Annotated in this window: 26 protein-coding genes; 7 read left to right on the forward strand and 19 right to left on the reverse strand. The window is 56.5% G+C overall.

Annotation, left to right across the window (positions count from 1 at the left end; translation table 11 throughout):
* Nucleotides 1-63 precede the first annotated feature (63 nt).
* The 5 genes from argD to ppiA all read right to left on the reverse strand — a co-directional run bounded on the left by argD (nt 64) and on the right by ppiA (nt 3,406).
* Nucleotides 64-1,284: a bifunctional acetylornithine/succinyldiaminopimelate transaminase gene (gene argD / locus MXM41_RS20155; protein ID WP_325933959.1), complete on the reverse strand. Its 1,221-nt coding sequence runs from the start codon at nt 1,282-1,284 to the stop codon at nt 64-66.
* A gap of 87 nt (nt 1,285-1,371) precedes the next feature.
* A complete protein-coding gene (gene pabA, locus MXM41_RS20160; protein WP_325933961.1) occupies nt 1,372-1,935 on the reverse strand; it encodes an aminodeoxychorismate synthase component 2 in 564 nt (187 codons plus the stop codon).
* A 30-nt stretch (nt 1,936-1,965) separates the two neighbouring features.
* Entirely contained in the window at nt 1,966-2,568 is a 603-nt protein-coding gene (locus MXM41_RS20165) for a putative adenosine monophosphate-protein transferase Fic (protein ID WP_325933963.1), read from the reverse strand.
* Nucleotides 2,558-2,725 carry a YhfG family protein gene (locus MXM41_RS20170; RefSeq protein ID WP_325933965.1) on the reverse strand — a complete coding sequence of 56 codons (168 nt, stop codon included), beginning with the start codon at nt 2,723-2,725 and terminating at the stop codon, nt 2,558-2,560. The genes MXM41_RS20165 and MXM41_RS20170 overlap by 11 nt, the downstream gene beginning before the upstream one ends.
* A 108-nt stretch (nt 2,726-2,833) precedes the next feature.
* Nucleotides 2,834-3,406 (reverse strand): peptidylprolyl isomerase A, encoded by a 573-nt coding sequence (ppiA, locus tag MXM41_RS20175; protein ID WP_325933966.1) that lies wholly within the window; start codon nt 3,404-3,406, stop codon nt 2,834-2,836.
* A gap of 278 nt (nt 3,407-3,684) precedes the next feature.
* On the opposite strand from ppiA, the gene tsgA reads away from it, so the two are divergent.
* Nucleotides 3,685-4,869, forward strand: a complete 1,185-nt coding sequence (gene tsgA / locus MXM41_RS20180) for an MFS transporter TsgA (protein WP_325933967.1) — start codon at nt 3,685-3,687, stop codon at nt 4,867-4,869.
* A gap of 3 nt (nt 4,870-4,872) precedes the next feature.
* Here tsgA and MXM41_RS20185 read toward each other — a convergent pair whose 3' ends face one another.
* The gene (locus MXM41_RS20185) at nt 4,873-6,189 is read right to left on the reverse strand and encodes a cytosine deaminase (RefSeq protein ID WP_325933968.1); all 1,317 of its coding nucleotides are present in this window, start codon (nt 6,187-6,189) and stop codon (nt 4,873-4,875) included.
* A gap of 240 nt (nt 6,190-6,429) precedes the next feature.
* On the opposite strand from MXM41_RS20185, the gene nirB reads away from it, so the two are divergent.
* The 5 genes from nirB to MXM41_RS20210 all read left to right on the forward strand — a co-directional run bounded on the left by nirB (nt 6,430) and on the right by MXM41_RS20210 (nt 11,860).
* Nucleotides 6,430-8,973, forward strand: coding sequence for a nitrite reductase large subunit NirB (nirB, locus tag MXM41_RS20190; protein WP_325933969.1), 2,544 nt, complete (start codon nt 6,430-6,432; stop codon nt 8,971-8,973).
* Nucleotides 8,970-9,296 carry a nitrite reductase small subunit NirD gene (gene nirD, locus MXM41_RS20195; protein WP_325933970.1) on the forward strand — a complete coding sequence of 109 codons (327 nt, stop codon included), beginning with the start codon at nt 8,970-8,972 and terminating at the stop codon, nt 9,294-9,296. The genes nirB and nirD overlap by 4 nt, the downstream gene beginning before the upstream one ends.
* A gap of 67 nt (nt 9,297-9,363) precedes the next feature.
* Nucleotides 9,364-10,170: a nitrite transporter NirC gene (nirC, locus tag MXM41_RS20200; RefSeq protein ID WP_325933971.1), complete on the forward strand. Its 807-nt coding sequence runs from the start codon at nt 9,364-9,366 to the stop codon at nt 10,168-10,170.
* Between the two features lie 11 nt (nt 10,171-10,181).
* Nucleotides 10,182-11,555, forward strand: a complete 1,374-nt coding sequence (gene cysG / locus MXM41_RS20205; RefSeq protein ID WP_325933972.1) for a siroheme synthase CysG — start codon at nt 10,182-10,184, stop codon at nt 11,553-11,555.
* Nucleotides 11,556-11,689: 134 nt separating this feature from the next.
* Complete coding sequence (locus tag MXM41_RS20210) at nt 11,690-11,860, forward strand: YhfL family protein (protein ID WP_032614785.1); 171 nt, start codon at nt 11,690-11,692, stop codon at nt 11,858-11,860.
* A 94-nt stretch (nt 11,861-11,954) separates the two neighbouring features.
* On the opposite strand, the gene trpS is transcribed toward MXM41_RS20210, so the two are convergent.
* The 12 genes from trpS to pilM form a co-directional block, all read right to left on the reverse strand.
* Nucleotides 11,955-12,959 (reverse strand): tryptophan--tRNA ligase, encoded by a 1,005-nt coding sequence (gene trpS, locus MXM41_RS20215; RefSeq protein WP_325933975.1) that lies wholly within the window; start codon nt 12,957-12,959, stop codon nt 11,955-11,957.
* Nucleotides 12,952-13,713, reverse strand: coding sequence for a phosphoglycolate phosphatase (gph, locus tag MXM41_RS20220; RefSeq protein WP_325933976.1), 762 nt, complete (start codon nt 13,711-13,713; stop codon nt 12,952-12,954). Before gph ends, trpS begins: the two co-directional genes overlap by 8 nt.
* Entirely contained in the window at nt 13,706-14,383 is a 678-nt protein-coding gene (gene rpe / locus MXM41_RS20225) for a ribulose-phosphate 3-epimerase (protein ID WP_039031525.1), read from the reverse strand. Before rpe ends, gph begins: the two co-directional genes overlap by 8 nt.
* Before the next feature lie 41 nt (nt 14,384-14,424).
* Nucleotides 14,425-15,237, reverse strand: coding sequence for an adenine-specific DNA-methyltransferase (dam, locus tag MXM41_RS20230; RefSeq protein WP_325933977.1), 813 nt, complete (start codon nt 15,235-15,237; stop codon nt 14,425-14,427).
* 67 nt (nt 15,238-15,304) lie between these two features.
* The gene (gene damX / locus MXM41_RS20235) at nt 15,305-16,558 is read right to left on the reverse strand and encodes a cell division protein DamX (protein ID WP_325933978.1); all 1,254 of its coding nucleotides are present in this window, start codon (nt 16,556-16,558) and stop codon (nt 15,305-15,307) included.
* Nucleotides 16,559-16,650: 92 nt separating this feature from the next.
* Nucleotides 16,651-17,739: a 3-dehydroquinate synthase gene (gene aroB / locus MXM41_RS20240; RefSeq protein ID WP_325933979.1), complete on the reverse strand. Its 1,089-nt coding sequence runs from the start codon at nt 17,737-17,739 to the stop codon at nt 16,651-16,653.
* A gap of 57 nt (nt 17,740-17,796) precedes the next feature.
* Entirely contained in the window at nt 17,797-18,318 is a 522-nt protein-coding gene (gene aroK / locus MXM41_RS20245; protein WP_010436374.1) for a shikimate kinase AroK, read from the reverse strand.
* 296 nt (nt 18,319-18,614) lie between these two features.
* Nucleotides 18,615-19,850: a DNA uptake porin HofQ gene (gene hofQ, locus MXM41_RS20250; protein WP_325933980.1), complete on the reverse strand. Its 1,236-nt coding sequence runs from the start codon at nt 19,848-19,850 to the stop codon at nt 18,615-18,617.
* Nucleotides 19,765-20,160, reverse strand: a complete 396-nt coding sequence (locus tag MXM41_RS20255; protein WP_325933981.1) for a HofP DNA utilization family protein — start codon at nt 20,158-20,160, stop codon at nt 19,765-19,767. Before MXM41_RS20255 ends, hofQ begins: the two co-directional genes overlap by 86 nt.
* The gene (locus tag MXM41_RS20260; protein ID WP_325933983.1) at nt 20,150-20,611 is read right to left on the reverse strand and encodes a HofO; all 462 of its coding nucleotides are present in this window, start codon (nt 20,609-20,611) and stop codon (nt 20,150-20,152) included. The genes MXM41_RS20255 and MXM41_RS20260 overlap by 11 nt, the downstream gene beginning before the upstream one ends.
* Nucleotides 20,595-21,134, reverse strand: coding sequence for a PilN domain-containing protein (locus MXM41_RS20265; RefSeq protein ID WP_325933984.1), 540 nt, complete (start codon nt 21,132-21,134; stop codon nt 20,595-20,597). Before MXM41_RS20265 ends, MXM41_RS20260 begins: the two co-directional genes overlap by 17 nt.
* Nucleotides 21,131-21,913 carry a pilus assembly protein PilM gene (gene pilM, locus MXM41_RS20270; protein WP_325933985.1) on the reverse strand — a complete coding sequence of 261 codons (783 nt, stop codon included), beginning with the start codon at nt 21,911-21,913 and terminating at the stop codon, nt 21,131-21,133. Before pilM ends, MXM41_RS20265 begins: the two co-directional genes overlap by 4 nt.
* Before the next feature lie 120 nt (nt 21,914-22,033).
* Here pilM and mrcA point away from each other — a divergent pair, with 120 nt between their 5' ends.
* The gene (gene mrcA / locus MXM41_RS20275; RefSeq protein WP_325933987.1) at nt 22,034-24,586 is read left to right on the forward strand and encodes a peptidoglycan glycosyltransferase/peptidoglycan DD-transpeptidase MrcA; all 2,553 of its coding nucleotides are present in this window, start codon (nt 22,034-22,036) and stop codon (nt 24,584-24,586) included.
* Nucleotides 24,587-24,625: 39 nt separating this feature from the next.
* Here mrcA and nudE read toward each other — a convergent pair whose 3' ends face one another.
* Nucleotides 24,626-25,186 (reverse strand): ADP compounds hydrolase NudE, encoded by a 561-nt coding sequence (nudE, locus tag MXM41_RS20280; protein ID WP_325933988.1) that lies wholly within the window; start codon nt 25,184-25,186, stop codon nt 24,626-24,628.
* Between the last annotated feature and the right edge of the window lie 247 nt (nt 25,187-25,433).

A 25,433-nucleotide genomic window follows, 5' to 3' on the forward strand; every position in this document is an offset into this window, starting at 1 on the left:
TGAGGGCAACAGGCCGCACATAACCGTAGGTCCGTGCAAGCGCAGCGCCACCCGGCAACAAGACTACTGCTGAACCACCCGCTTCACCGCCTGTGCAAAGCGGGTCATCCCTTCGTCGATATCCGCGCTTTCCACCAGCAGCGACGGCGCAAAGCGCATCACGTCCGGCCCGGCATTAAGCACCATCGTTCCTTCACTGGCGGCGGCATAGAGGAAATCGCGCGCCCGGCCTCTGTATTGCGGCTTCAGTTCAGCGCCAATCAACAGGCCCATGCCGCGAATATCGCTGAAGACATCGTACTGTGCATCGATCTGCTGAAGGTGTTTTACAAACTGCTCGCGTTTTGTATTGACGCCGCTCAGCACGTCCGGGGTATTGATGATATCAAACGCGGCTCCTGCTACCGCACACGCCAGCGGGTTGCCGCCGTAGGTGGAGCCGTGTGAGCCCACGTGGAATGCCGAAGCGATATCCTGCGTGGTGAGAACCGCGCTGACCGGGAAGCCGCCTCCGAGCGCTTTGGCGCTGGTCAGGATGTCCGGCGTCACGCCGTAGTGCATATAGGCAAACAGATCCCCGGTGCGCCCCATTCCGCTCTGCACTTCATCAAAGACCAGCAGCGCCTGGTGCTGGTCGCACAGATCGCGCAGTCCCTGCAGGAATTCTGGCGTTGCCGCCATCACGCCCCCTTCGCCCTGGATTGGCTCGACGACTACCGCGCAGGTGTGATCGTCCATCACCGCTTTTACCGCATGCAGATCGTTGAAGGGTACGTGGATAATGTCGGCCGGTTTTGGGCCAAAGCCGTCGGAATATTTTGGCTGACCGCCCACGGTCACGGTAAACAGCGAACGGCCATGGAACGCGTTGTGAAAGGCGATGATTTTGCTTTTAAACGGGCTGTGACGGGTGGAAGCGTAATACCGGGCCAGCTTGAAGGCGGTTTCGTTGGCTTCGGTGCCGGAGTTCATAAACAGAACGCGCTCGGCAAAGGTGGCGTCGATGATTTTGCGGCCCAGGCGCAGCGCCGGTTCATTGGTAAAGACGTTGCTGGTGTGCCACAGGGTTTCACCCTGGGTTTTCAGCGCCTCGACCAGCGCCGGGTGGCAGTGACCTAACGCCGTCACCGCAATGCCGCCCGCGAAATCAATGTACTCTTTGCCCTGTTGATCCCATACGCGGCTGCCTTTCCCTTTCACCGGGATAAACTCAGCCGGTGCATAAATTGGCAGTATCACCTCATCGAATGTAGCGCGCGTAATTGCAGATTGTTCAGTTGCCATGTAACCCCACCCTTTTTTAAGCAAAAAGCAGAAGTGAAAATATAATCACGAAATATGCTTAAAAAATCACTTGATGGCAACTAAAAATCAACGATTGAGGAAATTAGCCAGCAGCGGGTGGCCCTGTTCGCTGAGAATGCTTTCCGGATGGAATTGCACCCCTTCCAGATCCCATTCACGATGGCGGATACCCATGATCTCCCGGGTATCGCTCCAGGCGGTAACCTCAAAGCAGTCGGGTAAGGTGGGCGGGTCGATGACCAGTGAATGATAGCGAGTAACGGTCAGGGGATTATTCAGGCCGCTGAAAACCCCCGCGCCGTTATGCGTTACCGGAGACGTTTTGCCGTGCATCACTTTAGCGGCCCGGACAATGGTGGCACCAAAGACCTGGGCGATAGCCTGATGTCCGAGGCAGACCCCCAGCACCGGCACTTTCCCGGCATAGCGCTGGATCACCGCCAGCGAAATACCGGACTCATCCGGTGTACAGGGCCCTGGAGAGATAACGATTTTTTGCGGATTGAGCGTCGCGATATCCTCAAGAGTGAGCATATCGTTGCGCCGCACCACCACCTCCGCACCCAGCTCGCAAAAATACTGGTACAGGTTCCAGGTGAAGGAATCGTAGTTATCAATCAGCAGAATCATGGCGGCTCCTGAAAAAATGGCCGCCCTATTCTACTCAGTTTCCCGGGCTTCGCTTACCACTTTACTGAAGATTGCGTTCAACGCGCTCAGATCCCCCATCGCACCGCTCTGGTTGGCCTGTGCCCATGCCTCAGGATCAATACCGCGCCAGTCAAGCTGGTAGCCGGCATGGATCGCCAGTTGCTCAAAGAAGATGCGCTGAACAATGCCGTTGCCGATGCGGAACGGATGCAGGACGTTGATTTCGCAATAGTAGTGGCTAAGGCGGTTAATAAAGTCCGCTTTCTCCAGCCCGACGAGATACCCCTCCTCCTCCAGATCCTGCATCAGGGCATTGCCCTCTTTTTCGATGTAGGCGAAGTGGCAGAAACGGGTATCCCCCTGGTAAATATCCATTTCACGGATATCACCCGCCCAGTCGAAGATATCCTGATAAATGTGGTGATGAATGGCGCACAGATGTGGCAGACCGCGCAGCAGCGGCCCAATGCCCAGACTAGCCGCTCGCAGGGCGGTTAATTCATACGCCGCCTGAGCAAGACGCTCCGCCTGGCGGATGCCCAGCCGGTTACGCATGACATTCAGTCCAGGATACAGATAGGGATCGCGATCGTTGCCATATTTATCGCTCATAGTGCCTCCTGAGCTCTTCAAGACGCAGCTGGGCCTCGTCGGCGCTGAGCGTGACTAATGGACTATCGACCCCTTCAAGACGGCGACTGGCCTGGAAATTCGCGTTTCGCTGTTGTTCCCATAGACGGGATTTTTGTTTATCAGTGAGTTTTTTCACCTGTTACCTCCCTGCTTGTGCCCGTGTTGCCACAAGTATAAGCAGCAAACTGCGGTTTCGCAGGAAGGTAAAGGCAACGCGGGCAAGGCCAGCCCGCGCCGTTAAGGATTAAGGCAGGACTTTCGCAGAGAGGATAACTACCGGTTTTGTCGGGACATTCTGGTAAGGACCAACGTCATGCGTCTGCACCTGAGAAATTTTATCGGCCACATCCATGCCTTTCACAACTTTACCAAATACCGCGTAGCCAAAATCACGCTGACCGTGGTCCAGGAAGGCGTTGTCCGCCACGTTGAGGAAGAACTGACTGGTCGCGCTGTCTTTATCGGCGGTACGCGCCATTGAGATGGTGCCGCGGGCGTTGCGCAGGCCGTTATCCGCTTCATTCTTGATTGGCGGGTTCGGTTGCTTCTGCTGCATCTGCTCGTTGAAGCCGCCGCCCTGCAGCATGAAGCCTGGGATCACGCGGTGGAAAGTGGTGCCGTTATAGAAACCGCTGTTCACGTAATCGAGGAAGTTTTTCACAGAAATGGGGGCTTTCTGACTGTTCAGTTCCAGCTCAATGTTACCGGCAGAGGTGGTCAACAGAACGTGCGGGTCTCCTTTCGCTGCCAGCGCAGCAGGAGAGAGGGCTGAAAGAGCAAGTACAGCCGCGACAGCCGCCAGGGTTGATTTGAGCATGAGAATTCCTTAACAAAGCGCAGTAAAGAAAGCGAATGGCTTGATTCTAAAGAGCAGTATGAATCCAGGCCAGCCATTTACCTAATTTTACCTATTTGAAACAGATGTAACCGTCAGGCAAATTAAAGCCAACGGCATTAACGTGATTAATATCACTCTTTTTCATGCAATGAATGATTAATTTATCTTAAAAGATTTAATTAGATCACATTCAAGATTAAAATCTGGCCGCTCGCAGCGCAGTCAATGCGCTTTACACTTCTATTCACAGGCCAGTCATGACTAACAGCAATCGTATCAAGCTCACATGGATCAGCTTCTTCTCCTACGCCCTCACCGGTGCGTTGGTAATTGTCACCGGGATGGTGATGGGAAATATCGCAGACTATTTCAACCTGCCCGTTTCCAGTATGAGTAACACCTTCACCTTTCTTAACGCCGGGATCCTGATCTCCATTTTCCTCAATGCCTGGCTGATGGAAATCGTTCCGCTGAAAACCCAGCTGCGTTTCGGCTTTGTGCTGATGGTGCTTGCCGTGGCGGGCCTGATGCTCAGCCACAGCATTGCGCTCTTCTCCGCCGCCATGTTTGTGCTTGGTCTGGTCAGTGGGATCACCATGTCCATCGGGACATTTCTTATCACCCACATGTATGAAGGCCGCCAGCGCGGCGCACGTCTGCTGTTTACCGACTCCTTCTTTAGCATGGCAGGGATGATCTTCCCGATGGTGGCCGCCGCGCTGCTGGCGCGCAGCATTGAGTGGTATTGGGTGTACGCCTGCATTGGTCTGGTCTACGTGGCGATCTTTATTCTCACCTTCGGCTGTGACTTCCCCGTGCTCGGCAAAAAAGCGCAGACCACCAGCGAGCCGGTAGTGAAAGAAAAATGGGGTATCGGCGTGCTGTTTCTCTCTGTCGCCGCCCTGTGCTATATCCTCGGCCAGCTGGGCTTTATCTCCTGGGTTCCGGAGTATGCCAAAGGTCTGGGGATGAGCCTGAACGATGCCGGTAAGCTGGTGAGTGATTTCTGGATGTCGTACATGTTCGGCATGTGGGCGTTCAGCTTTATCCTGCGCTTCTTCGATCTGCAGCGGATCCTCACCGTACTGGCAGGCGCCGCCACCGTGCTGATGTACCTGTTTATCAATGGTTCACCGGAGCAGATGCCGTGGTTCATTCTGACGCTCGGGTTCTTCTCCAGCGCCATCTACACCTCGATCATCACCCTGGGCTCCCTGCAGACCAAAGTCGCCTCGCCGAAGCTGGTTAACTTCGTGCTGACCTGCGGCACCATTGGCACCATGCTGACCTTCGTGGTTACCGGGCCGATTGTGGCGCACAGCGGCCCGCTGGCGGCGTTACACACCGCGAACGGTCTCTACGCTGTGGTGTTTGTGATGTGCCTGGTGCTGGGCTTCGTGACCCGCCACCGCCAGCACAATGCGGCGGCAGCGACGCACTAATCCTTAAGCCCCTTTGCGCTCAGCGAAGGGGCTGTTTTGAGTAAAACACACCTCTTCCCCGCCGCTGTCCATTTGTACCCAGGTCTGCGCCAGCTGGGTGGTGGCAATTACCCTGCCCTGACGAATCGACCAGCGCACCGGCACCTGACAGCGCACCGCCTCAAAGCCGCTTTCCGCGGGCAGAATAACCAGATTCGCCGGATTCCCCGTTTCAATACCGTAATCGCTCACCCCAAAGGTTCTGGCGCTGTTATGGGTGATCAGGCTAAGCCCGCGATCAATCTGCTGATACCCCATCATCTGACAGACATGCAGCCCCATATGCAGCACCTGCAGCATATTGCCGGTACCCAGCGGATACCAGGGATCAAACACGTCGTCATGGCCGAAGCAGACATTGATGCCCGCGTCGAGCAGCTCCTTCACGCGGGTAATGCCGCGCCGCTTTGGATAATCATCAAAGCGCCCCTGCAGATGAATATTCACCAGCGGATTGGCGACAAAGTTAATCCCGGAGAGCTTCAGCAGGCGAAACAGCCGCGAGGTATAGGCCCCGTTATAGGAGTGCATCGCGGTGGTGTGGCTGGCAGTAACGCGCGGGCCAATCCCGGCCTCATAAGCCAGCGCCGCCACCGTTTCGACAAACCGCGACTGTTCGTCGTCAATCTCATCGCAGTGAATATCCAGCGGGCGGTCGTACTTCTTCGCCAGCTCGAAGGCGATATGCAGCGACTGCACGCCGTATTCTCGGGTGAACTCAAAGTGCGGGATAGCCCCCACCACGTCGGCCCCCAGCCGTAACGCCTCTTCCAGCAGGGCGGCACCGTTGGGATAAGAGAGGATCCCCTCCTGAGGGAATGCGACAATTTGCAGATCAATCCAGGGGGCCACCTCCTGCTTCACCTCCAGCATCGCCTTCAGGGCGGTGAGCGTCGGGTCAGAGACATCCACATGGGTGCGCACGTACTGAATGCCGTTAGCGATCTGCCACTTCAGGGTTTTCCAGGCCCGGGCTTTGACATCCTCATGACTGAGCAGTGCCTTGCGCTCTGCCCAGCGTTCAATGCCCTCAAACAGCGTGCCGGACTGGTTCCAGTTCGGCTCACCCGCCGTCTGGGTGGTATCGAGATGAATATGCGGTTCGATAAACGGCGGAATAGCCAGCCCACCGCGGGCATTTAATACTTCATAGCTCTCAATCTGCTTTTCACCCGTCGGGGTAATTTCACCAAAACGACCGTTCTCAATCGCCAGTTGCCATAAGCCGTCCCGACCCGGTAAGCGAACGTTCTGGATAAGCCAAAGCGGTGCTGTAGACATCATGTTCTCCCTAAAATGCGGGCTGAAATTCAGGAGTAGCTGAAATTAAAGATTAGCCCCCTAATTTGTACACAAAACCATCGATTACGAAAAGCCTGTTATTTCCACGACTTATAAAAATCCTGACAAATCAGTAATCTACTCACTAAGGAGTAGTTGAAGGCGTATTTGATTTGCATCAATAAGTGGCTTTGCTGAATCGTTAAGGTAGGCAGTAATAGAAAAGAAATCGAGGCAAAAATGAGCAAAGTCAGACTCGCTATTATCGGTAACGGCATGGTCGGTCACCGCTTTATTGAGGATCTCCTTGATAAAGCCGATGCCGCCCGGTTCGACATTACCGTGTTCTGTGAAGAACCCCGCAAGGCGTACGACCGCGTGCACCTCTCCTCCTATTTCTCTCACCACACCGCCGAAGAGCTCTCTCTGGTGCGTGAAGGTTTTTACGAGAAACATGGCGTGAAGGTGCTGGTGGGCGAGCGCGCTATCACCATTAACCGTCAGGAAAAAGTGATTCATTCCAGTGCGGGACGCACGGTTTTTTACGATAAGCTGATCATGGCGACTGGCTCTTATCCGTGGATCCCGCCGATCAAAGGGTCGGAAACTCAGGATTGCTTCGTTTATCGCACCATTGAAGACCTCAATGCAATCGAATCCTGCGCCCGTCGCAGCAAACGCGGCGCGGTGGTCGGCGGCGGCCTGCTCGGCCTCGAAGCCGCTGGCGCGCTGAAAAACTTAGGCGTTGAGACCCACGTCATCGAATTTGCCCCGATGCTGATGGCTGAGCAGCTTGACCACATGGGTGGCGATCAGCTCAAACGCAAAATTGAAAGCATGGGTGTGAAAGTCCACACCAGCAAAAATACTAAAGAGATCGTGCAGGAAGGCACCGAGGCGCGTAAAACCATGCGCTTCGCCGACGGCAGCGAGCTGGAAGTCGACTTTATCGTCTTCTCCACCGGTATTCGCCCGCGCGACAAGCTGGCCACCCAGTGCGGTCTGGCGGTTGCCCAGCGCGGCGGCATCATGATCAACTCCACCTGCCAGACCTCCGATCCGGATATCTACGCGATCGGCGAATGCGCCAGCTGGGAAAATCACGTCTACGGTCTGGTTGCTCCCGGCTACAAAATGGCGCAGGTCGCCGTTGACCATATCCTCGGCAATGAAAACGCCTTTGAAGGCGCGGACATGAGCGCCAAGCTGAAGCTGCTGGGCGTGGACGTTGGCGGCATTGGTGATGCGCACGGTCGTACGCCAAACTCCCGCAGCTACGTCTACCTCGACGAAAGCAAAGAAGTCTATAAGCGGCTTATCGTCAGCCCGGATAATAAAACCCTGCTCGGCGCGGTGCTGGTGGGCGATACCAGCGATTTCGGTAACCTGCTGCAGCTGGTGCTGAACGCTATCGAACTGCCGGAGAACCCGGACGCGCTGATCCTGCCTGCCCACGCGGCCAGCGGCAAACCCTCTATTGGCGTTGATAAGCTGCCAGACAGCGCGCAGATTTGCTCCTGCTTCGACGTGACCAAAGGCATGCTGGTTGCCGCCATCAACAAAGGCTGCCACACCGTTGCGGCGCTGAAAGCTGAAACCAAAGCCGGTACCGGCTGCGGCGGCTGTATTCCGCTCGTCACCCAGGTGCTCAACGCCGAGCTGGCAAAACAGGGTATCGAAGTAAACAACAACCTGTGCGAGCACTTCGCCTACTCTCGCCAGGAGCTGTACCACCTTATCCGCGTAGAAGGCATTAAATCCTTCGACGAGCTGCTGCAAAAACACGGCCAGGGCTACGGCTGTGAAGTGTGTAAACCGACCGTCGGTTCGCTGCTGGCCTCCTGCTGGAATGAATACATCCTCAAGCCGCAGCATACCCCGCTGCAGGACACCAACGACAACTTCCTGGCAAACATCCAGAAAGACGGTACCTACTCCGTCATTCCACGCTCTGCCGGTGGCGAAATCACGCCGGAAGGGCTGGTGGCTGTAGGCCGTATCGCACGCGAATTTAACCTGTACACCAAAATCACCGGTTCCCAGCGTATTGGCCTGTTTGGTGCACAGAAAGACGATCTGCCAGAGATCTGGCGTCAGCTGATTGAAGCAGGCTTCGAAACCGGTCATGCCTACGCCAAAGCGCTGCGTATGGCGAAAACCTGCGTCGGCAGCACCTGGTGCCGCTACGGCGTGGGCGACAGCGTGGGCTTCGGCGTCGAGCTGGAAAACCGCTACAAAGGTATCCGTACCCCGCACAAAATGAAGTTTGGCGTCTCGGGCTGTACCCGCGAATGTGCCGAAGCCCAGGGGAAAGACGTAGGGATCATCGCCACCGAGAAAGGCTGGAACCTGTACGTGTGCGGCAACGGTGGGATGAAACCACGCCATGCGGATCTGCTGGCGGCGGATATCGACCGTGAAACGCTGATCACCTACCTCGACCGCTTCATGATGTTCTACATCCGCACCGCGGACAAACTGACCCGCACCGCGCCGTGGCTGGATAACCTGGAAGGCGGCATCGACTACCTGAAGTCCGTTATCATCGATGACAAGCTCGGTCTGAATGCGACGCTGGAAGAAGAGATGGCCCGCCTGCGCGACGCCGTGATTTGCGAATGGACTGAAACCGTCAACACCCCGTCGGCGCAGGTTCGCTTCAAACACTTTATCAACAGCAACCAGCGCGATCCGAGCGTGCAGGTGGTGCCTGAGCGTGAACAGCATCGCCCGGCTACGCCTTATGAACGCATTCCGGTCACGCTGGTGGAGGAAAACGCATGAGCCAGTGGGTAAACATCTGCAAAATCGACGAGATCCTGCCTGCCACCGGCGTATGCGCGCTGTTGGGTCATGAACAGGTTGCCATTTTCCGTCCGCGTCACGACGAACAGGTTTTTGCCATCAGCAATATCGACCCGTTCTTCGAGGCCAGCGTGCTGTCCCGCGGAATTATTGCGGAACATCAGGGGGAGCTGTGGGTTGCCAGCCCGCTGAAAAAGCAGCGGTTCCGCCTGAGTGACGGTCTCTGTATGGAAGATGAGAGCCGCTCCGTTAAGCACTATGACGTCCGGGTCAAAGAGGGTAAGGTGCAGTTACGCGGTTAATTTATACAGGGAGGCGCAATGCCTCCCTTTTTAAACTTTTTCTTTTATTTTTCAGGATAATCAAACCATGTTTACAGACACTATTAATAAGTGTGCGGCTAATGCTGCGCGTATCGCACGCCTCAGTAAAAATAGCCCTCTCGGATTCTGGATCAGTTCTGCAATGGCAGGCGCCTATGTAGGCCTTGGGATCATTTTGATTTTTACCCTCGGTAATCTCGTTGACCCATCTGTTCGTCCGCTGGTGATGGGTGCCACCTTTGGTATCGCCCTGACCCTGGTGATCATCGCCGGCTCTGAGCTGTTCACCGGCCATACCATGTTCCTGACGCTGGGCGTCAAAGCGGGCACCATCACGCAGGGCCAGATGTGGGGCATTCTGCCGCAGACCTGGCTCGGCAACCTGGTGGGCTCTGTGTTTGTCGCGCTGCTCTACAGCTGGGGCGGTGGTAGCCTGCTGCCGGTTGATACCAGCCTCGTTCACACCGTCGCGCTGGCGAAAACCACCGCCCCGGCGATGGTACTGTTCTTTAAGGGCGCGCTGTGTAACTGGCTGGTGTGTCTTGCTATCTGGATGGCAATCCGCACTGAAGGCGCAGCGAAATTTATCGCTATCTGGTGGTGCCTGCTGGCCTTTATCGCCTCCGGCTACGAGCACTCCATCGCCAATATGACGCTGTTTGCCCTCTCCTGGTTCGGTCACCACAGCGAAGCGTATACCCTGTCAGGTATCGGACATAACCTGTTGTGGGTAACGCTTGGCAATACCCTTTCCGGGGTTGTATTTATGGGTTGGGGTTACTGGTATGCTACCCCTAAAGCGGAGCGTCCGACTCCGGCTACCATCGCAACCGTTCAGGCGAAAGCCAACTAAGAGGTAATGTCGTGGATCACCTGCCAATATTCTGTCAATTACGCAATCGTGACTGCCTGCTCGTGGGTGGTGGCGATGTGGCTGAACGTAAAGCCCGCCTGCTGTTAGAGGCAGGTGCCCGACTCACCGTTAACGCCCTCGACTTCGCCCCGCAATTCCATGCGTGGGCGCAGGAAGGGATGCTTACCCTCGTCGAGGGTGAGTTCAATGAAACGCTGCTCGATACCTGCTGGCTGACCATTGCCGCCACCGACGACGATGCGGTTAACCAGCGCGTCAGCGACGCCTGTGAAGCCCGGCGGATCTTCTGTAACGTAGTAGATGCGCCAAAAGAGGCGAGCTTTATCATGCCCTCGATTATCGACCGCTCCCCACTGATGGTCGCCGTCTCCTCTGGCGGCACTTCGCCGGTACTGGCGCGCCTGTTGCGTGAAAAGCTCGAAGCGATCCTGCCGCAACACCTGGGCCAGGTCGCCCACTATGCGGGGCAACTCCGTCCCCGGGTGAAAAAGCAGTTCGCTACCGTGGGCGAACGTCGCCGCTTCTGGGAAAAATTCTTCGTTAACGACCGGCTGGCGCAGTCGCTGGCCAACCAGGATCGGAAAGCCGTGGATGAGACCACTGAGCAGCTGCTGAATGCGCCGCTCGATCACCGGGGTGAAGTGGTGCTGGTGGGCGCTGGTCCGGGAGATGCCGGCCTGCTGACCCTGAAAGGGCTACAGCAGATCCAGCAGGCGGATATCGTGGTCTATGACCGTCTGGTCTCCGACGACATCATGAATCTGGTGCGCCGGGATGCCGATCGAGTGTTTGTCGGCAAGCGCGCCGGCTATCACTGCGTACCCCAGGAAGAGATTAACCAGATCCTGCTGCGTGAAGCGCAAAAAGGTAAACGCGTGGTGCGCCTGAAAGGTGGCGATCCCTTTATCTTCGGGCGTGGCGGCGAGGAGCTGGAGACGCTGTGCGAAGCAGGTATTCCCTTCTCGGTGGTGCCGGGCATTACCGCCGCCTCTGGCTGTTCAGCCTATTCCGGCATTCCGCTGACGCACCGTGACTATGCCCAGAGTGTGCGTCTGGTTACGGGCCACCTGAAGACCGGTAGCGAGCTGGACTGGCATAATCTGGCCGCAGAAAAACAGACCCTGGTGTTCTATATGGGCCTGAACCAGGCGGCGACGATTCAGGCGAAACTGCTCGAACATGGCATGGATGCTGAGATGCCGGTGGCGCTGGTAGAGAACGGGACCTCGATCAAACAGCGTGTGGTCAGCGGCGTGTTAACTCAGCTTGGCGAGCTTGCCGGGCAGGTTGAAAGCCCGGCGCTGATCGTGGTGGGCCGCGTCGTGGCGCTGCGTGACAGACTTAACTGGTTTTCCAACCACTAAGCCAGACTGAACACATTCTCCGCTATATGAGTAGTCCTGTTATGGACTACTCCTCTCTTAACGCTGTCGATAACATACCTTCCGCGAAAGCACATTTTCTATATATTCCCTCACGTTACACACAAGGAAGCGTTATGTTCAAACTGGCAAAGATTGCCCTGGTTGCAGGCATCTTAACAACCCTGACGGCGTGCACTGGCCACGTGCAAAACACCAAAAATAACTGCAGCTACGACTACCTGCTACACCCGGCGATCTCTATCTCCAAGATCATCGGTGGTTGCGGCCCGGCAGCAAATCAGTAAGTTTTTCAGACATAAAAAAACCGGGAATTTCCCGGTTTTTTTATTTGTGCGGTTTTCTCGCCGGGTGACGCTAACGCTGACCCGGCAAATAAAATTAAGGCTTAGCCACAAACCCAATCGCTTCGTACACCGCTTTCAGCGTTTCAGAGGCACGTGCGCTGGCTTTCTCGGCGCCCTCTTTCATCACTTTCTGCAGGAAAGCTTCGTCATTGCGGAACTGATGATAGCGCGCCTGCAGCTCGGTCAGCATGCCAGAAACCGCATCCGCCACTTCACCTTTCAGGTGACCATACATTTTGCCTTCGAAGTGCTGCTCCAGCTCCGGAATGCTCTGGCCAGTAACGCCAGAGAGAATATCCAGTAGGTTTGAAACGCCCGCTTTATTCTGCACGTCATAACGCACCACAGGCGGCTCGTCCGAATCGGTAACCGCACGCTTGAGCTTCTTCACCACTGCTTTTGGATCTTCCAGCAGACCGATAACGTTGTTGCGGTTGTCATCGGACTTGGACATCTTTTTGGTCGGCTCCAGCAGGGACATCACGCGGGCGCCGGACTTCGGAATAAACGGCTCTGGCACTTTGAAGATATCGCCGTAGATCGCATTGAAGCGCTGCGCGACATCACGGCTCAGCTCCAGATGCTGCTTCTGGTCTTCACCCACCGGTACCTGGTTGGTCTGGTACAGCAGGATGTCAGCGGCCATCAGTACCGGGTAGTCAAACAGACCGGCGTTGATGTTCTCAGCGTAGCGGGAGGACTTATCCTTGAACTGGGTCATACGGCTCAGTTCACCGAAATAGGTGTAGCAGTTCAGGGCCCAGCCCAGCTGCGCGTGTTCCGGCACATGGGACTGAACGAAGATGGTGCTTTTCTCAGGATCGATACCGCAGGCCAGATACAGCGCAAGGGTGTCGAGCGTCGCTTTACGCAACTGCTGCGGATCCTGGCGCACGGTAATGGCGTGCTGGTCAACGATGCAGTAGATACAGTGATACTCATCCTGCATGTTCACCCACTGACGCAGCGCACCCATATAGTTGCCAATGGTCAGTTCACCTGAGGGCTGTGCGCCACTAAATACGATGGGCTTAGTCATTTTTCAATTCCTGATTTTCACTGTGCGAAAGCCCGAGAACGGGCAGTAAATCTTTGAAGTGGTCGAAGATAAAATCCGGCTCACTCAACGTAATGGATTCACCGTAGTTATAGCCATAGGTCAGGCCAACGGACGGACAGCCTGCGGCCCTGGCCGCCAGAATATCATTGCGCGAATCACCCACAAAGAGCAGTGCTTCAGGCGTTAAGGATAATTTTCCTGCCACCAGCAGCAGCGGCTCGGGATGCGGCTTTTTGTTCTGCACATCATCGCCGCCGACAATCACCGAGAAATATTTCGCGATATCCAGCGCTTCCAGCAGCGGCGCGACGAACGCCGTCGGCTTATTGGTCACCAGCGCCAGCGGCATTCCTTTGGCATGCAGCGCGCTCAGCGTAGCGGCCACATCCGGGAACAGGAAGCTGCCCTCTTCCACCGTCTCTTCATAAAAACGGTTAAACAGCTTACGCAGGATGCGCACCTGCTCTTCCTGAGGAATATCCGCGTGATCGACACCCGGTTTGCCCTGCGCTGCACGTTGTACAGCACGTTCCTGACGCGCCCAGGTCAGCGCGCGCTCCATTAGCACGTCCGCCCCGTTGCCGATCCACGTAATTACACGTTCTTCACCCGCCACCGGCAGTTCCAGCGCATACAGCGCCTGATCGACCGCAGCGGTTAAACCCGGCGCGCTGTCCACCAGCGTACCGTCGAGGTCAAATGCAACGCCCCGAATTGCCTGCAAATTATCCATGACTTACCTTCGCCAGTTCACTGCGCATTTCATCAATGACTTTTTTGTAGTCCGGCTGATCGAAAATTGCCGAACCCGCGACAAACATATCTGCGCCCGCCGCGGCGATTTCGCCGATGTTATTAACCTTCACGCCGCCATCCACTTCGAGACGGATATCAAAGCCAGACTCGTCGATACGGCGACGCACTTCACGCAGCTTATCCAGCGTTTGCGGAATGAAAGACTGGCCGCCAAAGCCCGGGTTAACGGACATCAGCAGGATCACGTCCAGCTTGTCCATGACGTAATCAAGGTAGCTCAGCGGCGTTGCCGGGTTGAACACCAGTCCTGCCTTACAGCCGTGCTCTTTGATCAGCTGCAGCGTGCGGTCAACGTGTTCGGAGGCTTCAGGGTGGAAGGTGATGATGCTGGCGCCCGCGGCGGCAAAGTCCGGCACGATGCGGTCGACCGGTTTCACCATCAGGTGCACGTCAATCGGTGCGGTAACGCCATAGTTGCGTAGCGCCTTCAGCACCATCGGGCCGATGGTAAGGTTAGGCACGTAGTGGTTATCCATAACGTCGAAATGAACGACATCCGCACCGGCAGCCAGTGCTTTCGCGGTGTCTTCGCCCAGCCGGGCAAAATCAGCCGAAAGAATTGAGGGTGCAATCAAATACTGTTTCATCCGCATCTCCTTGAACTTTGTTTAACGGCGGGCGAAACGGCTCAGGGCAGATAGAGAGCCAGCAGTTCGTCCACCTTTTTACGTGTACCGCCGTTGCTGCTGATGCTGCGCCGGACTTTGACCTGAAAATGCTCTGCGGCCTTGTACCATTCGCGCGTATCGGGCGTGTCGTGATTCGAAATTAACACCGGGATACTTTTGCTGACCAGCTTTTCCGCCATTCCCGCCAGATGCGCCTGCTCGGCAGGGCTGAAGCTGTTGGTGTGATAAGCGGTGAAGTTCGCCGTAGCAGACAGAGGAGCATACGGTGGGTCACAGTAAACCACCGAATTGGCGTCAGCAAGGTTCATACACTCTTCATACGAGAGACAATGAAACTCCGCGTTCTGCGCTTTTTCAGCAAAGTGATACAACTCGGCCTGAGGAAAATAAGGGCGCTTGTAGCGACCAAAGGGTACGTTGAATTCACCCCGCAGATTATACCGGCACAGGCCGTTGTAGCCATGGCGGTTAAGATAGAGGAACAACAGCGCACGGCGGAACGGATCCTGGCACTGATTAAACTCCGCACGGTACTGATAGTAAACATCCGGGTTGTTGTTCTCTGGCGTAAACAGCTTGCGCGCCTCATCGACGTACTCATCGGTACGCTCTTTTACGATTTTATAGAGGCTGATCAGGTCGCTGTTGATATCCGCAAGGATATAGCGGGAGTAGCTGGTATTAAGAAATACCGAACCCGCGCCAACAAAGGGTTCGACAAGACACTCGCCGTCTGGCAGGTGTTTTTGAATATCATCGAGCAGGGGGTATTTCCCCCCTGCCCATTTCAGAAAAGCGCGATTTTTTTTCATGCTGACTAACTGATTACACCTTCTCCGGCTGTGGAGAAAGCTCCGACAGCATCCTGCGCTTCACAGATTACTTCAAATCGGACTGAACCTGACGGATCGGCTTCGCCCACGGGTTTTTTGCCTGAACGTCGGCTGGCAGTGTTGCAACCGCGCGTTTTGCATCATCTTTCGAAGCGTACACACCGCTTACCAGCACATACCACGGCTGACCGTTACGGGTGGTTTCGTAGACAACAAAGTTTTTCAGGTTTGACTTTTTCGCCCAGCCGTTGAGGTTGTCATAGTTGGACGAGCTGCTCAGCTGCAACGTGTAGTTGTTGGACGGCGCAGACTTCAGTGAACTCACGTTCCCTGTCGATTTACCGGTGCTGGAAGCCGCAGGGGCGGTCGCCGCTGGCGTCGATGCTGTTGCCGTGGCTTTCGGTGCCGTCGCGGTAGCTGCAGGCGCTTTCACCGGTGCGCTGGCCGCGGTTTCAGTATGCTTCGGCTGCGCGACTGCTTTTGGCGCTTCTGCTTTCGCAACTGGCTGTGGCTTCGCTTCACGCTTCGGCTCAATGACCGTCTGCTTACGTTCCTGATGCTGCGCAGGCTTCGTCTGACGTGGTGCAGATTCTGCCGCCGCCGTCTGCTGTTGCCCGCTGGCACCACGGATTGGCGCCACGGTTGCAGGCTCGGTCGGCAGCGTGGAGTTGACCACCACGTTGTTAACCTGCTGCTGGTTCTGCGGCTGCGTCAGGGCATTATTCAGATCGCCCTGAACCTCAACGCGTTGCTGGCCTTCCGGGGTCGCCGGAGACTGGCCCTGAGTTGGTGTGGAGGCAACAGGCGGCAGAGAGATCTCCTGCTGAGTGTTCTCTGCAGACGTGGTGCCCGGTGCAGGCTGCGAGCCATTCGCCTGATCGGCGGCACTGCCGGAAAGGTCGATACTCTTCTCGCCGGAAGCGGTTTGATCGGCTGGCGTGGTCGATGGGGCTTTCAGTGCGGAGCCGACGCCGATAATCAGCAGCAGCAGGACCAGCACACCCAGGCCCATCATAATGTACTGGCGGGAAGCAGGCTTCGCCGCAGCGGCTTTACGCTTACGCGGGCGACGCTCTACGGGCTCTTCGTCCATTGAATCATCTTCGGACTCATAATCCTCTTCTTCACGCTCGTCGCGAGCGGCGCGGCCACGCGAAGGACGAGGATCATCATTGTCCAGATCGACCTCGTCAAAGTTAATTTGCGGCTCTTTATCACGTTCTGAAGATTGGCGAGTACGACCAGTACGACGATCGCTGGGATCGGGTTTCAGCTCGTCTTCTGGTTTGAATTCATCCATTTAACACCCCACTAAAAGGCTAATGCCTACAACTTTGCACATCACCTGAAGCAAAATGGCTACGTATTACCGTAGCCGGACCTTTCTAATTGTTACGCTTGCTGGCAATCAGCAATAGCGCCAAGAACAACATCGTGCGGCACACCGCCACGAACTTCACTCTTTCCGATTGCAAGCGGGAGTACCAGACGCATCTCGCCTGCTAATACTTTTTTATCACGCATCATGTGCGGTAAGTAGGCCTGCGCTGACATTTCGCGCGGCCCCGTCACCGGCAACCCGGCACGCTCAAGCAACGTGATAATACGTTGTGTATCAGCCTTGCTGAACTGACCCAGACGCTCCGAGGTGCGCGCGGCCATCACCATCCCCGCCGCCACGGCCTCTCCATGCAGCCAGTTACCGTAGCCCATTTCAGCTTCGATAGCATGACCGTAGGTGTGCCCCAGATTCAGTAAAGCACGTAAGCCTGTTTCACGCTCGTCCGCGGCAACCACTTCTGCTTTCAGCTCACAACAACGGCGAATACAGTACGCCATCGCCTGACCATCCAGGCGCAATAAGGCATCCATATTCTCTTCAAGCCAGCTAAAGAACTCGCCATCCAGAATAATGCCGTACTTGATCACTTCCGCCAGGCCAGAGGCCAGCTCACGCTGAGGCAGCGTTTGCAGACAGTTGAGATCCACCACCACCGAAGCAGGCTGGTAGAACGCGCCAATCATGTTTTTGCCGAGCGGATGGTTAACGGCGGTTTTGCCACCAACAGAAGAGTCAACCTGTGACAACAGCGTGGTAGGAATTTGAATAAAACGAACGCCACGCTGATAGCTTGCCGCCGCAAACCCCGTAAGATCGCCAACGACACCGCCGCCTAACGCCAGCAGTGTTGTGTCGCGACCGTGCGGTTTTTGCAGAAGTGCAGTGAAGACGGTATCGAGTACCGTCAGGCTTTTATACTGCTCGCCATCAGGCAGAATCACACTGTCGACCTTCACGCCAGCCTGTTCAAGCCGCTGACGTACATTGTCGAGATAAAGCGGAGCCAGCGTCTCATTGGTGACCAGCATTGCCTGATCACCCGCTTTCAGTGGTAAGAAGGAAGCTGGGTCGTTAAACAAACCAGCCGCGATAGTGATAGGGTAACTCCGTTCACCGAGAGTGACTGTGATCCTCTCCATAGCGCGACATCCACCTTAAATGCTTTTACCCGCAGGCGAGTGTATATAAAGCCAGAATCAGTTGCTTTCCAGCATATGAATAATCTGGTTTGCGACCACTTTAGCGCTCTGGTCGTCTGTGCGAATGGTGACGTCAGCAATCTCTTCGTACAGCGGATTGCGTTCACCAGCCAGTGCTTCCAGAACTTCGCGTGGAGGCGTCTCAACCTGCAGCAACGGGCGTTTTTTATCACGCTGCGTACGCGCCAGTTGTTTTTCGATGGTCGTTTCGAGATAGACCACGACACCGCGGGCGGAGAGACGGTTGCGAGTTTCGCGAGATTTTACAGAGCCGCCGCCGGTTGCCAGCACAATGCCCTGCTTTTCCGTAAGTTCATTGATGACTTTTTCTTCTCGGTCACGGAAACCCTCTTCGCCTTCTACGTCGAAGACCCAGCCCACATCAGCTCCGGTTCGTTTCTCAATCTCTTGATCAGAATCGTAAAATTCCATATTGAGTTGTTGAGCTAACTGGCGCCCAATAGTGCTTTTGCCGGCACCCATAGGCCCAACCAGAAAGATATTGCGTTTCTCTGCCATTTTTTCGGTACTACTAAGACTATTCGTTAATGGTAAACCCGCTTCGCCGATACCTGGCGTAACAGGACATGAACTGAAACCTCATATGCGATAGAGCGAGAGTCAGACTAAAAATTATCTCAATACTCCAGCTTGTTTGGCAACAGAATAAATCGCCATGCGTGCCGCTTAAGTTATTAAGGTGTGAGATTGAGTAAGCTGATTCTCAAATCGGTACTCCTTGTATGCTAATTCATGCCCCACGTCAAACATCTGCAACAAACAGAATGCAAAATCACGTGGGGTATTACCGCACATCAGGGTGTCGTAACCAGACGTGGGGTGATAAAAACCACTAACTCCCGACGCTCGTTGTCCTTACCCTGATGGCGAAAAAGCTGTCCCAGGAGGGGAATACGGCTCAAGCCTGGCACATTTTCGCTGCCACTTTTATGCCTCTGAGAAAAAATTCCGCCCAGGGCCAGCGTTTCGCCACTTTTGACTTCGACCTGGGTTTCTATCTCCTGCTTATCTATCGTCATGGTTTCACTATCGGCCTGCTGCAGCACCTGGCCCGGACTGTTCTCGCTGATGCGCAGCTTCAGACGTACGCGTCCATTGGCCAGCACCACTGGCGTCACCTCCATCCCCAGCACCGCCTCCTTAAACTCCACCGACGTCGCGCCGCTCTCTCCGCTGGAGACCTGATAAGGGATCTCACTGCCCTGTTTGATGCTGGCGGGTTGCATATGCGATGCCAGTAGCCGCGGGCTGGCGATAATATCCACCTGCTGTTTCTGTTCGAGGGCGGAGAGTTCAATATCCAGCAACCGGCCATTAATACGCCCGATATTAAAACCCACCTGCGTGGCGGCGGCGGTGACGGCAAGATCGCTGCTGAGCGTCGTCAGCTGCCCCGGCTTACCGGCCTGCTGCGCCTGCGCCAGATTCCATTTCACCCCTAACTCGCGCAGGCTTTTTTCACTCATGCTGACGATGTGCGCCGCCAGCTCGACCTGGGCGACCGGAAGATCCATCTGCGTGACCCAGTGCTGTAACGCATCCAGCGCAGCCCGACTGTCGCGCACCAGCAGACGATTGGTACGCTTGTCCACCGCGAGGCTGCCTTTGGGGCTGAGGAGCTTTTCGGCAGCCTGGCGGAGATCGCCCGCATCCGCATAAGAAAGAGGAAAGCTGCGTGCTTCCAGCGGTACATTGAGCTGGCGCTTTGCGCGTTCCGCCTCTTTTTTGGCCTGCTGTTGCTGCTGCCAGGCGGCGCTGTGGATATAAAAGATGCCTTCCTGCTGGCGCATCACCAGCCCGGCGCTGGTGACGACCGTCTGAAGAGCCTGCAGCCAGGGAACCTGCTGCAGACGCAAAGAGACGTTACCGCTCACGTCCGGGGCGATAATCATGTTGCGATTCTCCTGCTCCGCCAGGGCCTGCAGAAGCTGGGCCACCGGCACATCATCCACCACCAGATTTATGGCTGACGGTTGTGCCGCCAGCGTCTGGCCGCCGATCAGCAGTAATGCCACGATCCCTCTTTTCATCCTGTTTCGTTCCTTGTCGTTGCCATCGCCACAGCGGCGGTTCACAGGCCTCAGTCGTGTCGATGACCAGCTCCTTTTCGTTCAGCGCTTTTACACGCCAGCCCTGGGGCAAGGTGTCGCCACGACGCACGCGCAGCCAGCGGGAGGAGCTATCTCTGACGATGCCCACCGGCACCGCGCCGGACACCAGCCCGGCATAATGCCACTGGTTCAGGGTTGCGTCGGGGCAACGCGACACCGGAGCCTGAAACGGATCGCGCATGCCGAGAAGAAGCGGCAATAACAGCAGTACGCCACGGTTAACCCGCATTTCGGCGCTCCAGTTGCAGGGTGAGCCGTAACCTTTGCTGTTCTGGCTGAAGAGTAAAACGCCCGACCACCACGTCACGCCGGGCGAGGGTGACAAACAGCGCAGGGATCTGCGCCCATACCGCCTCAACCACCAGCTCCCCGCCAGTGCTCATGGGCTGCCAGCGCACCATACGCAGCTCACCGGTATCGAACTCGAGCGGCGAAAAGGGTCGCGGCGCCACGGTCGATGGCGCGTCGTCAGCGGGTGAGAGCTTACGCACCGCGGCCCACAGACGAGCGTTGTTCTGTGCGTCCTGCACATGCTGAGCCCGCTGCGTGGCAAGCTGTTGATACTGTAGACGTAGCTGCCCCCCGGCCACGCAGAGAAGCATCAGCCCTGAACTGACGCCCCAGCACAGGCAGCGCCAGCGCGGGGATAACGCGCACCAGCTATCAAAGTGGATCCGCATCAGCCTGCTCCTTACGGGTCAGCGTCCAGCTAAAGTGCCAGCGCCCCTGGGTGTCCTGGTGCATCTCGCCCGGCGCGCCGGGGATAAAGCCCGGCAGCTGGCGTAGCGCCGTCTCCAGCCCGGCAAGCGCCGGTAATGTGGCAGCGTATCCGCTCAGGGAGAGCGTGGACTGCTGAAAACGAAGCTGCGCCAGCCATGCCTGCTCCGGCAGGGTGCGGGCCAGGGCGATGAGTACCCTCTGCCAGGCTTCCGTCTTCGCTTTTTGCTGCGCCCAACGCTGCTGTTGCTGGTCCCGGGCACGGCGTGCCGTCCATTGTTTTTGCCGCTGTGCCAGCGCCTGTTTCAGCGCCAGATCGCTGGCCTGTCGCTGCGCGAAAATCTGCTCCTGCAGAGAAGTGGCGATCCGAAGGGACGCCCAGAGCATCAGCGTCAACAGCAGCGAGCCGCTAAACAGTACGCTCCAGAAGCGCAGGCGGTGGCTTTTTTGACGCTGACGCCACGGCAGCAGGTTGGCCGTCCTCATACCGGATAGCCTCCCGTCGCCAGCGCCAGCGCGACGCTAAAATCGGCGCCATTTTCAGGCAGCGGCGGCTGCCGGTAGGACAACACGCCCCAGGGGTCGAAACTGCCCATATTGCAGCAGGCGATCTCCTCGACACCGAGCGCAAGCAGGGCGGCCAGGCGTTCGACGTCAGGCGCCTCCGCCAGCGTGCGTCTGCCCCACTGGTGGCGCATCGCCCATAGCCACTGGTCCCGATCGCGCCAGGCAACGCACTGTGCAGGCGCGTTCACAAAAGGCAGAAAATGGGCCAGCGCCCCGGCATCGGGTGTGATTGTAGCCAGTCGCAGACGTAAGACCCGGGCCAGCTCCAGCAGCGTGGCGATCTCTTTATTTTGTGCCGCAGTTACCTGAAACGCCTGGCTGAAGGTGTCCTCCGCATAATCAAAACGCAGGGCATCGGGTGCCATCTCCAGCTCGCGGCTCAGGGCGGACGCAATCCAGGCCGTCTGCTCGCTGTCGCGCAGGGTCATCGCCGGGCGCGACAGCGTGCGTTGCAGAGTACGCGCGGCCGGAAAAGCGAGAAATATTTGATGTTGATGAGGCAGCATCTGCCGCCACTCGCGCAGCGCTGCAGCCAGTTGTTCAGGCTGAAGAATTTGCCCGTCGCGGATAATGCCCTCCACCAGGGGAAGCTGCCACCAGCGGCGCAGCCCCCAGCCCGACTTTTCACGTACCAGCGCGACGGCCAGCACCTTATCCTGTTGAATATGAACGCCTGTTAGCCATGTTTTAAACGCCATGATTCACGATCTCCTTATCGTCCCGAGGGATAACGGCTATATCAATGCTACAGGCTTGCCTTTATACTACCGCGCGATTGTTTAGAAACTGCCCAGTTCAAACTAAATGGGAAATCTCCAGTGAAGTTCGTAAAGTATTTATTGATCCTTGCAGTCTGTTGCATTCTGCTTGGAGCAGGCTCGGTTTTTGGTTTGTACAAATATATTGAGCCGCAACTACCTGATGTCGCTACGCTTCGTGATGTACGACTTCAGATCCCGATGCAGGTTTATAGCGCCGATGGCGAGCTGATTGCTCAGTACGGTGAAAAGCGCCGTATCCCGCTAACGCTAAATGAAATTCCGCCAGTAATGGTGAAAGCCTTTATTGCCACAGAAGACAGCCGCTTTTATGAGCACCACGGTGTTGATCCGGTGGGGATTTTCCGTGCCGCAAGCGTGGCGCTGTTTTCCGGTCATGCCTCGCAGGGGGCCAGTACCATTACTCAGCAGCTGGCGCGTAACTTCTTCCTGAGCCCTGAAAAAACGCTGATGCGTAAGATTAAGGAAGTGTTCCTCGCGATCCGTATAGAGCAACTGCTGAATAAAGATGAGATCCTTGAGCTTTACCTCAACAAGATCTATCTCGGCTACCGTGCCTATGGCGTGGGTGCGGCGGCTCAGGTCTATTTCGGTAAATCAATCGAACAGTTGACCCTGAGTGAGATGGCAACCATCGCCGGTCTGCCAAAAGCGCCTTCCACCTTCAACCCGCTCTACTCGCTGGATCGCGCCACCGCACGTCGCAACGTGGTGCTGTCGCGTATGCTGAGTGAAGGCTATATCAGCCAGACGCAGTACGAGCAGGCGCGCAGTGAGGCGATTGATGCCAACTACCATGCGCCGGAAATCGCCTTTTCCGCACCGTATCTCAGCGAGATGGTTCGCCAGGAGATGGTCTCCCGCTACGGCGAGCAGGCCTATGAAGATGGCTACCGCGTCTACACCACCATCAGCCGCCACGTCCAGCAGGGCGCGCAGCAGGCGGTGCGCAATAACGTCATTGATTACGATATGCGCCACGGCTACCGCGGCCCCTCCAACGTGCTGTGGAAAGTGGGTGAATCCGCGTGGGACAGCAAGAAAATCACCGACACTCTGAAGCCGCTGCCAGGCTATGGGCCGTTCGTGGCGGCCGTGGTGACGCAGGCCAGTCCGCAGGAAGCCACGGCGATGCTCGCCGACGGCACCTCGGTGTCGCTGCAGATGGACGGGGTACGCTGGGCGCGTCCGTATCGCTCTGATACACAGCAGGGTGCAACGCCGCGCAAGGTGACCGATGCCGTACAGGTGGGTCAGCAAATCTGGGTTCGTCAGGTAAACGACGCCTGGTGGTTGGGGCAGATCCCGGACGTCAACTCCGCGCTGGTCTCCATCGATCCGCATAACGGTGCGGTTCTGGCGCTGGTTGGCGGCTTCGATTTCAACCAGAGCAAGTTTAACCGTGCCACTCAGGCGCTGCGTCAGGTCGGTTCCAATATCAAGCCGTTCCTCTACACCGCAGCCATGGACAAGGGGCTGACCCTCGCCAGTATCCTTAACGACGTGCCGATCTCCCGCTGGGATGCCGGGGCCGGTTCCGACTGGCGTCCGAAAAACTCACCGGCACAGTACGCCGGTCCGATCCGCCTGCGTCAGGGGCTGGGCCAGTCGAAAAACGTGGTAATGGTGCGCGCCATGCGCGCCATGGGCGTCGACTATGCGGCAGAGTATCTGCAGCGCTTCGGCTTCCCGGCGCAAAATATCGTCCATACCGAGTCGCTGGCGCTGGGTTCCGCATCGTTTACCCCGTTACAGGTCGCACGCGGCTATGCGGTGATGGCCAACGGCGGCTTCCTGGTCGACCCGTTCTTTATCAGCAAAATCGAGAACGATCAGGGCGGTGTCCTGTTTGATGCTAAACCAAAAATCGCCTGCGCAGAGTGTGATATTCCGGTGATCTATGGTGACACGCCTAAAGCAGACGCGCTGAACAACCAGGACATGGAAGATGTCGCTATTTCACAGGAGCAGCAAAATGCGGCGGTGCCAATGCCGAAGCTTGAGCAGGCGAACCAGGCGCTGGTCGCCCAGACCGGTGCGCAGGAGTACGCTCCACACGTGATTAACACCCCGCTGGCGTTCCTGATCAAGAGCGCACTGAACAGCAATATCTTTGGCGAGCCGGGCTGGCAGGGTACAGGCTGGCGTGCCGGTCGCGATCTGCAGCGCAAGGATATCGGCGGCAAAACCGGGACCACGAACAGCTCGAAAGATGCATGGTTCTCGGGTTACGGTCCGGGTGCGGTGACGTCGGTGTGGATCGGCTTTGACGATCACCGTCGTGATTTAGGCCGCACCACGGCGTCCGGGGCGATTAAAGATCAGATTTCCGGTTACGAAGGCGGAGCCAAAAGCGCGCAGCCCGCGTGGGACGCCTTTATGAAGGTCGTTCTGGACGGCGTACCGGAACAACCGCTTACGCCACCGCCGGGCATCATAACGGTCAATATCGATCGCAGCAGCGGTCAGCTGGCTAACGGCGGTAACAGCCGTGAAGAGTATTTCATCGAGGGCACGCAGCCGACGCATCAGGTGGTGCATGAGGTGGGTACGACGTTGATTGATAACGGCGAAACACAAGAGCTCTTCTGACACATTTCCCCCTTTCCCTGTGGAGAGGGGGCGTTTTCCCTACAGCCTTCCCTGCCCTTTCAGCCACTCCCGCACCAGGAATAACGCGCTCACGTTCCGGGCTTCGTTAAAATCGGGCTCTTCGAGCAGATCCATCAGATGTGCCAGCGGCCAGCGCACCTGCGGCAGCGGCTCGGGTTCATCGCCTTCCAGCGATTCAGGATAGAGATCTTCCGCCAGCACAATATTCATTTTGCTGGAGAAATAAGAGGGCGCCATGCTGAGTTTTTTCAGGAAGGTGAGCTCGTTCGCACCAAACCCCACCTCCTCTTTCAGTTCACGGTTCGCGGCTTCATAAACCGACTCGCCGGGATCGATAAGCCCTTTGGAGAAGCCCAGCTCGTATGACTCTGTTCCCACCGCGTATTCACGGATCAGGATCAGGTGCTCGTCGACAATAGGCACTATCATGACGGCTTCGCGCGTGGAGGGACGCATACGCTCGTAGACGCGGCGCACGCCATTACTGAACTCCAGGTCCACGCTCTCAACGTTAAACAGGCGCGATTTGGCGACGGTCTCAACATTCAGGATGGTGGGCTTTTGTAAGGGTTTGCTCATTTTGACGGGTCTTTGCTGAGTGAACTGGCCTCATTGTGCGATACGCCGCACGGTTTCGGCAATGTCAATCGCGCTTTATTTACATTTATGCAACCTAACGCGATTCATTGCTCATTTCAAGACAAAAGTCAATAGGTTGAAATTATTCCAGGAATTTGCTGATATTCCGCCACGGTTGCTTTTGCTATTATCAGCGATCACTGGGATGCGCTTCAAATTGCTCAAGTTCAACGCCTTACATGCCGAT

This window comes from Leclercia adecarboxylata (assembly GCF_035787115.1).
In the GTDB taxonomy this organism is placed as follows: Bacteria; Pseudomonadota; Gammaproteobacteria; order Enterobacterales; family Enterobacteriaceae; genus Enterobacter; species Enterobacter adecarboxylatus_E.

What these genes read in the sequence shown, in the direction of transcription:
- argD (WP_325933959.1), bottom strand. Translation starts at nt 1,284, where the DNA reads ATGGCAACTGAACAATCTGCAATTACGCGCGCTACATTCGATGAGGTG.
- pabA (WP_325933961.1), bottom strand. Translation starts at nt 1,935, where the DNA reads ATGATTCTGCTGATTGATAACTACGATTCCTTCACCTGGAACCTGTAC.
- MXM41_RS20165 (WP_325933963.1), bottom strand. Translation starts at nt 2,568, where the DNA reads ATGAGCGATAAATATGGCAACGATCGCGATCCCTATCTGTATCCTGGA.
- ppiA (WP_325933966.1), bottom strand. Translation starts at nt 3,406, where the DNA reads ATGCTCAAATCAACCCTGGCGGCTGTCGCGGCTGTACTTGCTCTTTCA.
- tsgA (WP_325933967.1), top strand. Translation starts at nt 3,685, where the DNA reads ATGACTAACAGCAATCGTATCAAGCTCACATGGATCAGCTTCTTCTCC.
- MXM41_RS20185 (WP_325933968.1), bottom strand. Translation starts at nt 6,189, where the DNA reads ATGTCTACAGCACCGCTTTGGCTTATCCAGAACGTTCGCTTACCGGGT.
- nirB (WP_325933969.1), top strand. Translation starts at nt 6,430, where the DNA reads ATGAGCAAAGTCAGACTCGCTATTATCGGTAACGGCATGGTCGGTCAC.
- nirD (WP_325933970.1), top strand. Translation starts at nt 8,970, where the DNA reads ATGAGCCAGTGGGTAAACATCTGCAAAATCGACGAGATCCTGCCTGCC.
- nirC (WP_325933971.1), top strand. Translation starts at nt 9,364, where the DNA reads ATGTTTACAGACACTATTAATAAGTGTGCGGCTAATGCTGCGCGTATC.
- MXM41_RS20210 (WP_032614785.1), top strand. Translation starts at nt 11,690, where the DNA reads ATGTTCAAACTGGCAAAGATTGCCCTGGTTGCAGGCATCTTAACAACC.
- trpS (WP_325933975.1), bottom strand. Translation starts at nt 12,959, where the DNA reads ATGACTAAGCCCATCGTATTTAGTGGCGCACAGCCCTCAGGTGAACTG.
- gph (WP_325933976.1), bottom strand. Translation starts at nt 13,713, where the DNA reads ATGGATAATTTGCAGGCAATTCGGGGCGTTGCATTTGACCTCGACGGT.
- rpe (WP_039031525.1), bottom strand. Translation starts at nt 14,383, where the DNA reads ATGAAACAGTATTTGATTGCACCCTCAATTCTTTCGGCTGATTTTGCC.
- dam (WP_325933977.1), bottom strand. Translation starts at nt 15,237, where the DNA reads ATGAAAAAAAATCGCGCTTTTCTGAAATGGGCAGGGGGGAAATACCCC.
- damX (WP_325933978.1), bottom strand. Translation starts at nt 16,558, where the DNA reads ATGGATGAATTCAAACCAGAAGACGAGCTGAAACCCGATCCCAGCGAT.
- aroB (WP_325933979.1), bottom strand. Translation starts at nt 17,739, where the DNA reads ATGGAGAGGATCACAGTCACTCTCGGTGAACGGAGTTACCCTATCACT.
- aroK (WP_010436374.1), bottom strand. Translation starts at nt 18,318, where the DNA reads ATGGCAGAGAAACGCAATATCTTTCTGGTTGGGCCTATGGGTGCCGGC.
- hofQ (WP_325933980.1), bottom strand. Translation starts at nt 19,850, where the DNA reads ATGAAAAGAGGGATCGTGGCATTACTGCTGATCGGCGGCCAGACGCTG.
- MXM41_RS20255 (WP_325933981.1), bottom strand. Translation starts at nt 20,160, where the DNA reads ATGCGGGTTAACCGTGGCGTACTGCTGTTATTGCCGCTTCTTCTCGGC.
- MXM41_RS20260 (WP_325933983.1), bottom strand. Translation starts at nt 20,611, where the DNA reads ATGCGGATCCACTTTGATAGCTGGTGCGCGTTATCCCCGCGCTGGCGC.
- MXM41_RS20265 (WP_325933984.1), bottom strand. Translation starts at nt 21,134, where the DNA reads ATGAGGACGGCCAACCTGCTGCCGTGGCGTCAGCGTCAAAAAAGCCAC.
- pilM (WP_325933985.1), bottom strand. Translation starts at nt 21,913, where the DNA reads ATGGCGTTTAAAACATGGCTAACAGGCGTTCATATTCAACAGGATAAG.
- nudE (WP_325933988.1), bottom strand. Translation starts at nt 25,186, where the DNA reads ATGAGCAAACCCTTACAAAAGCCCACCATCCTGAATGTTGAGACCGTC.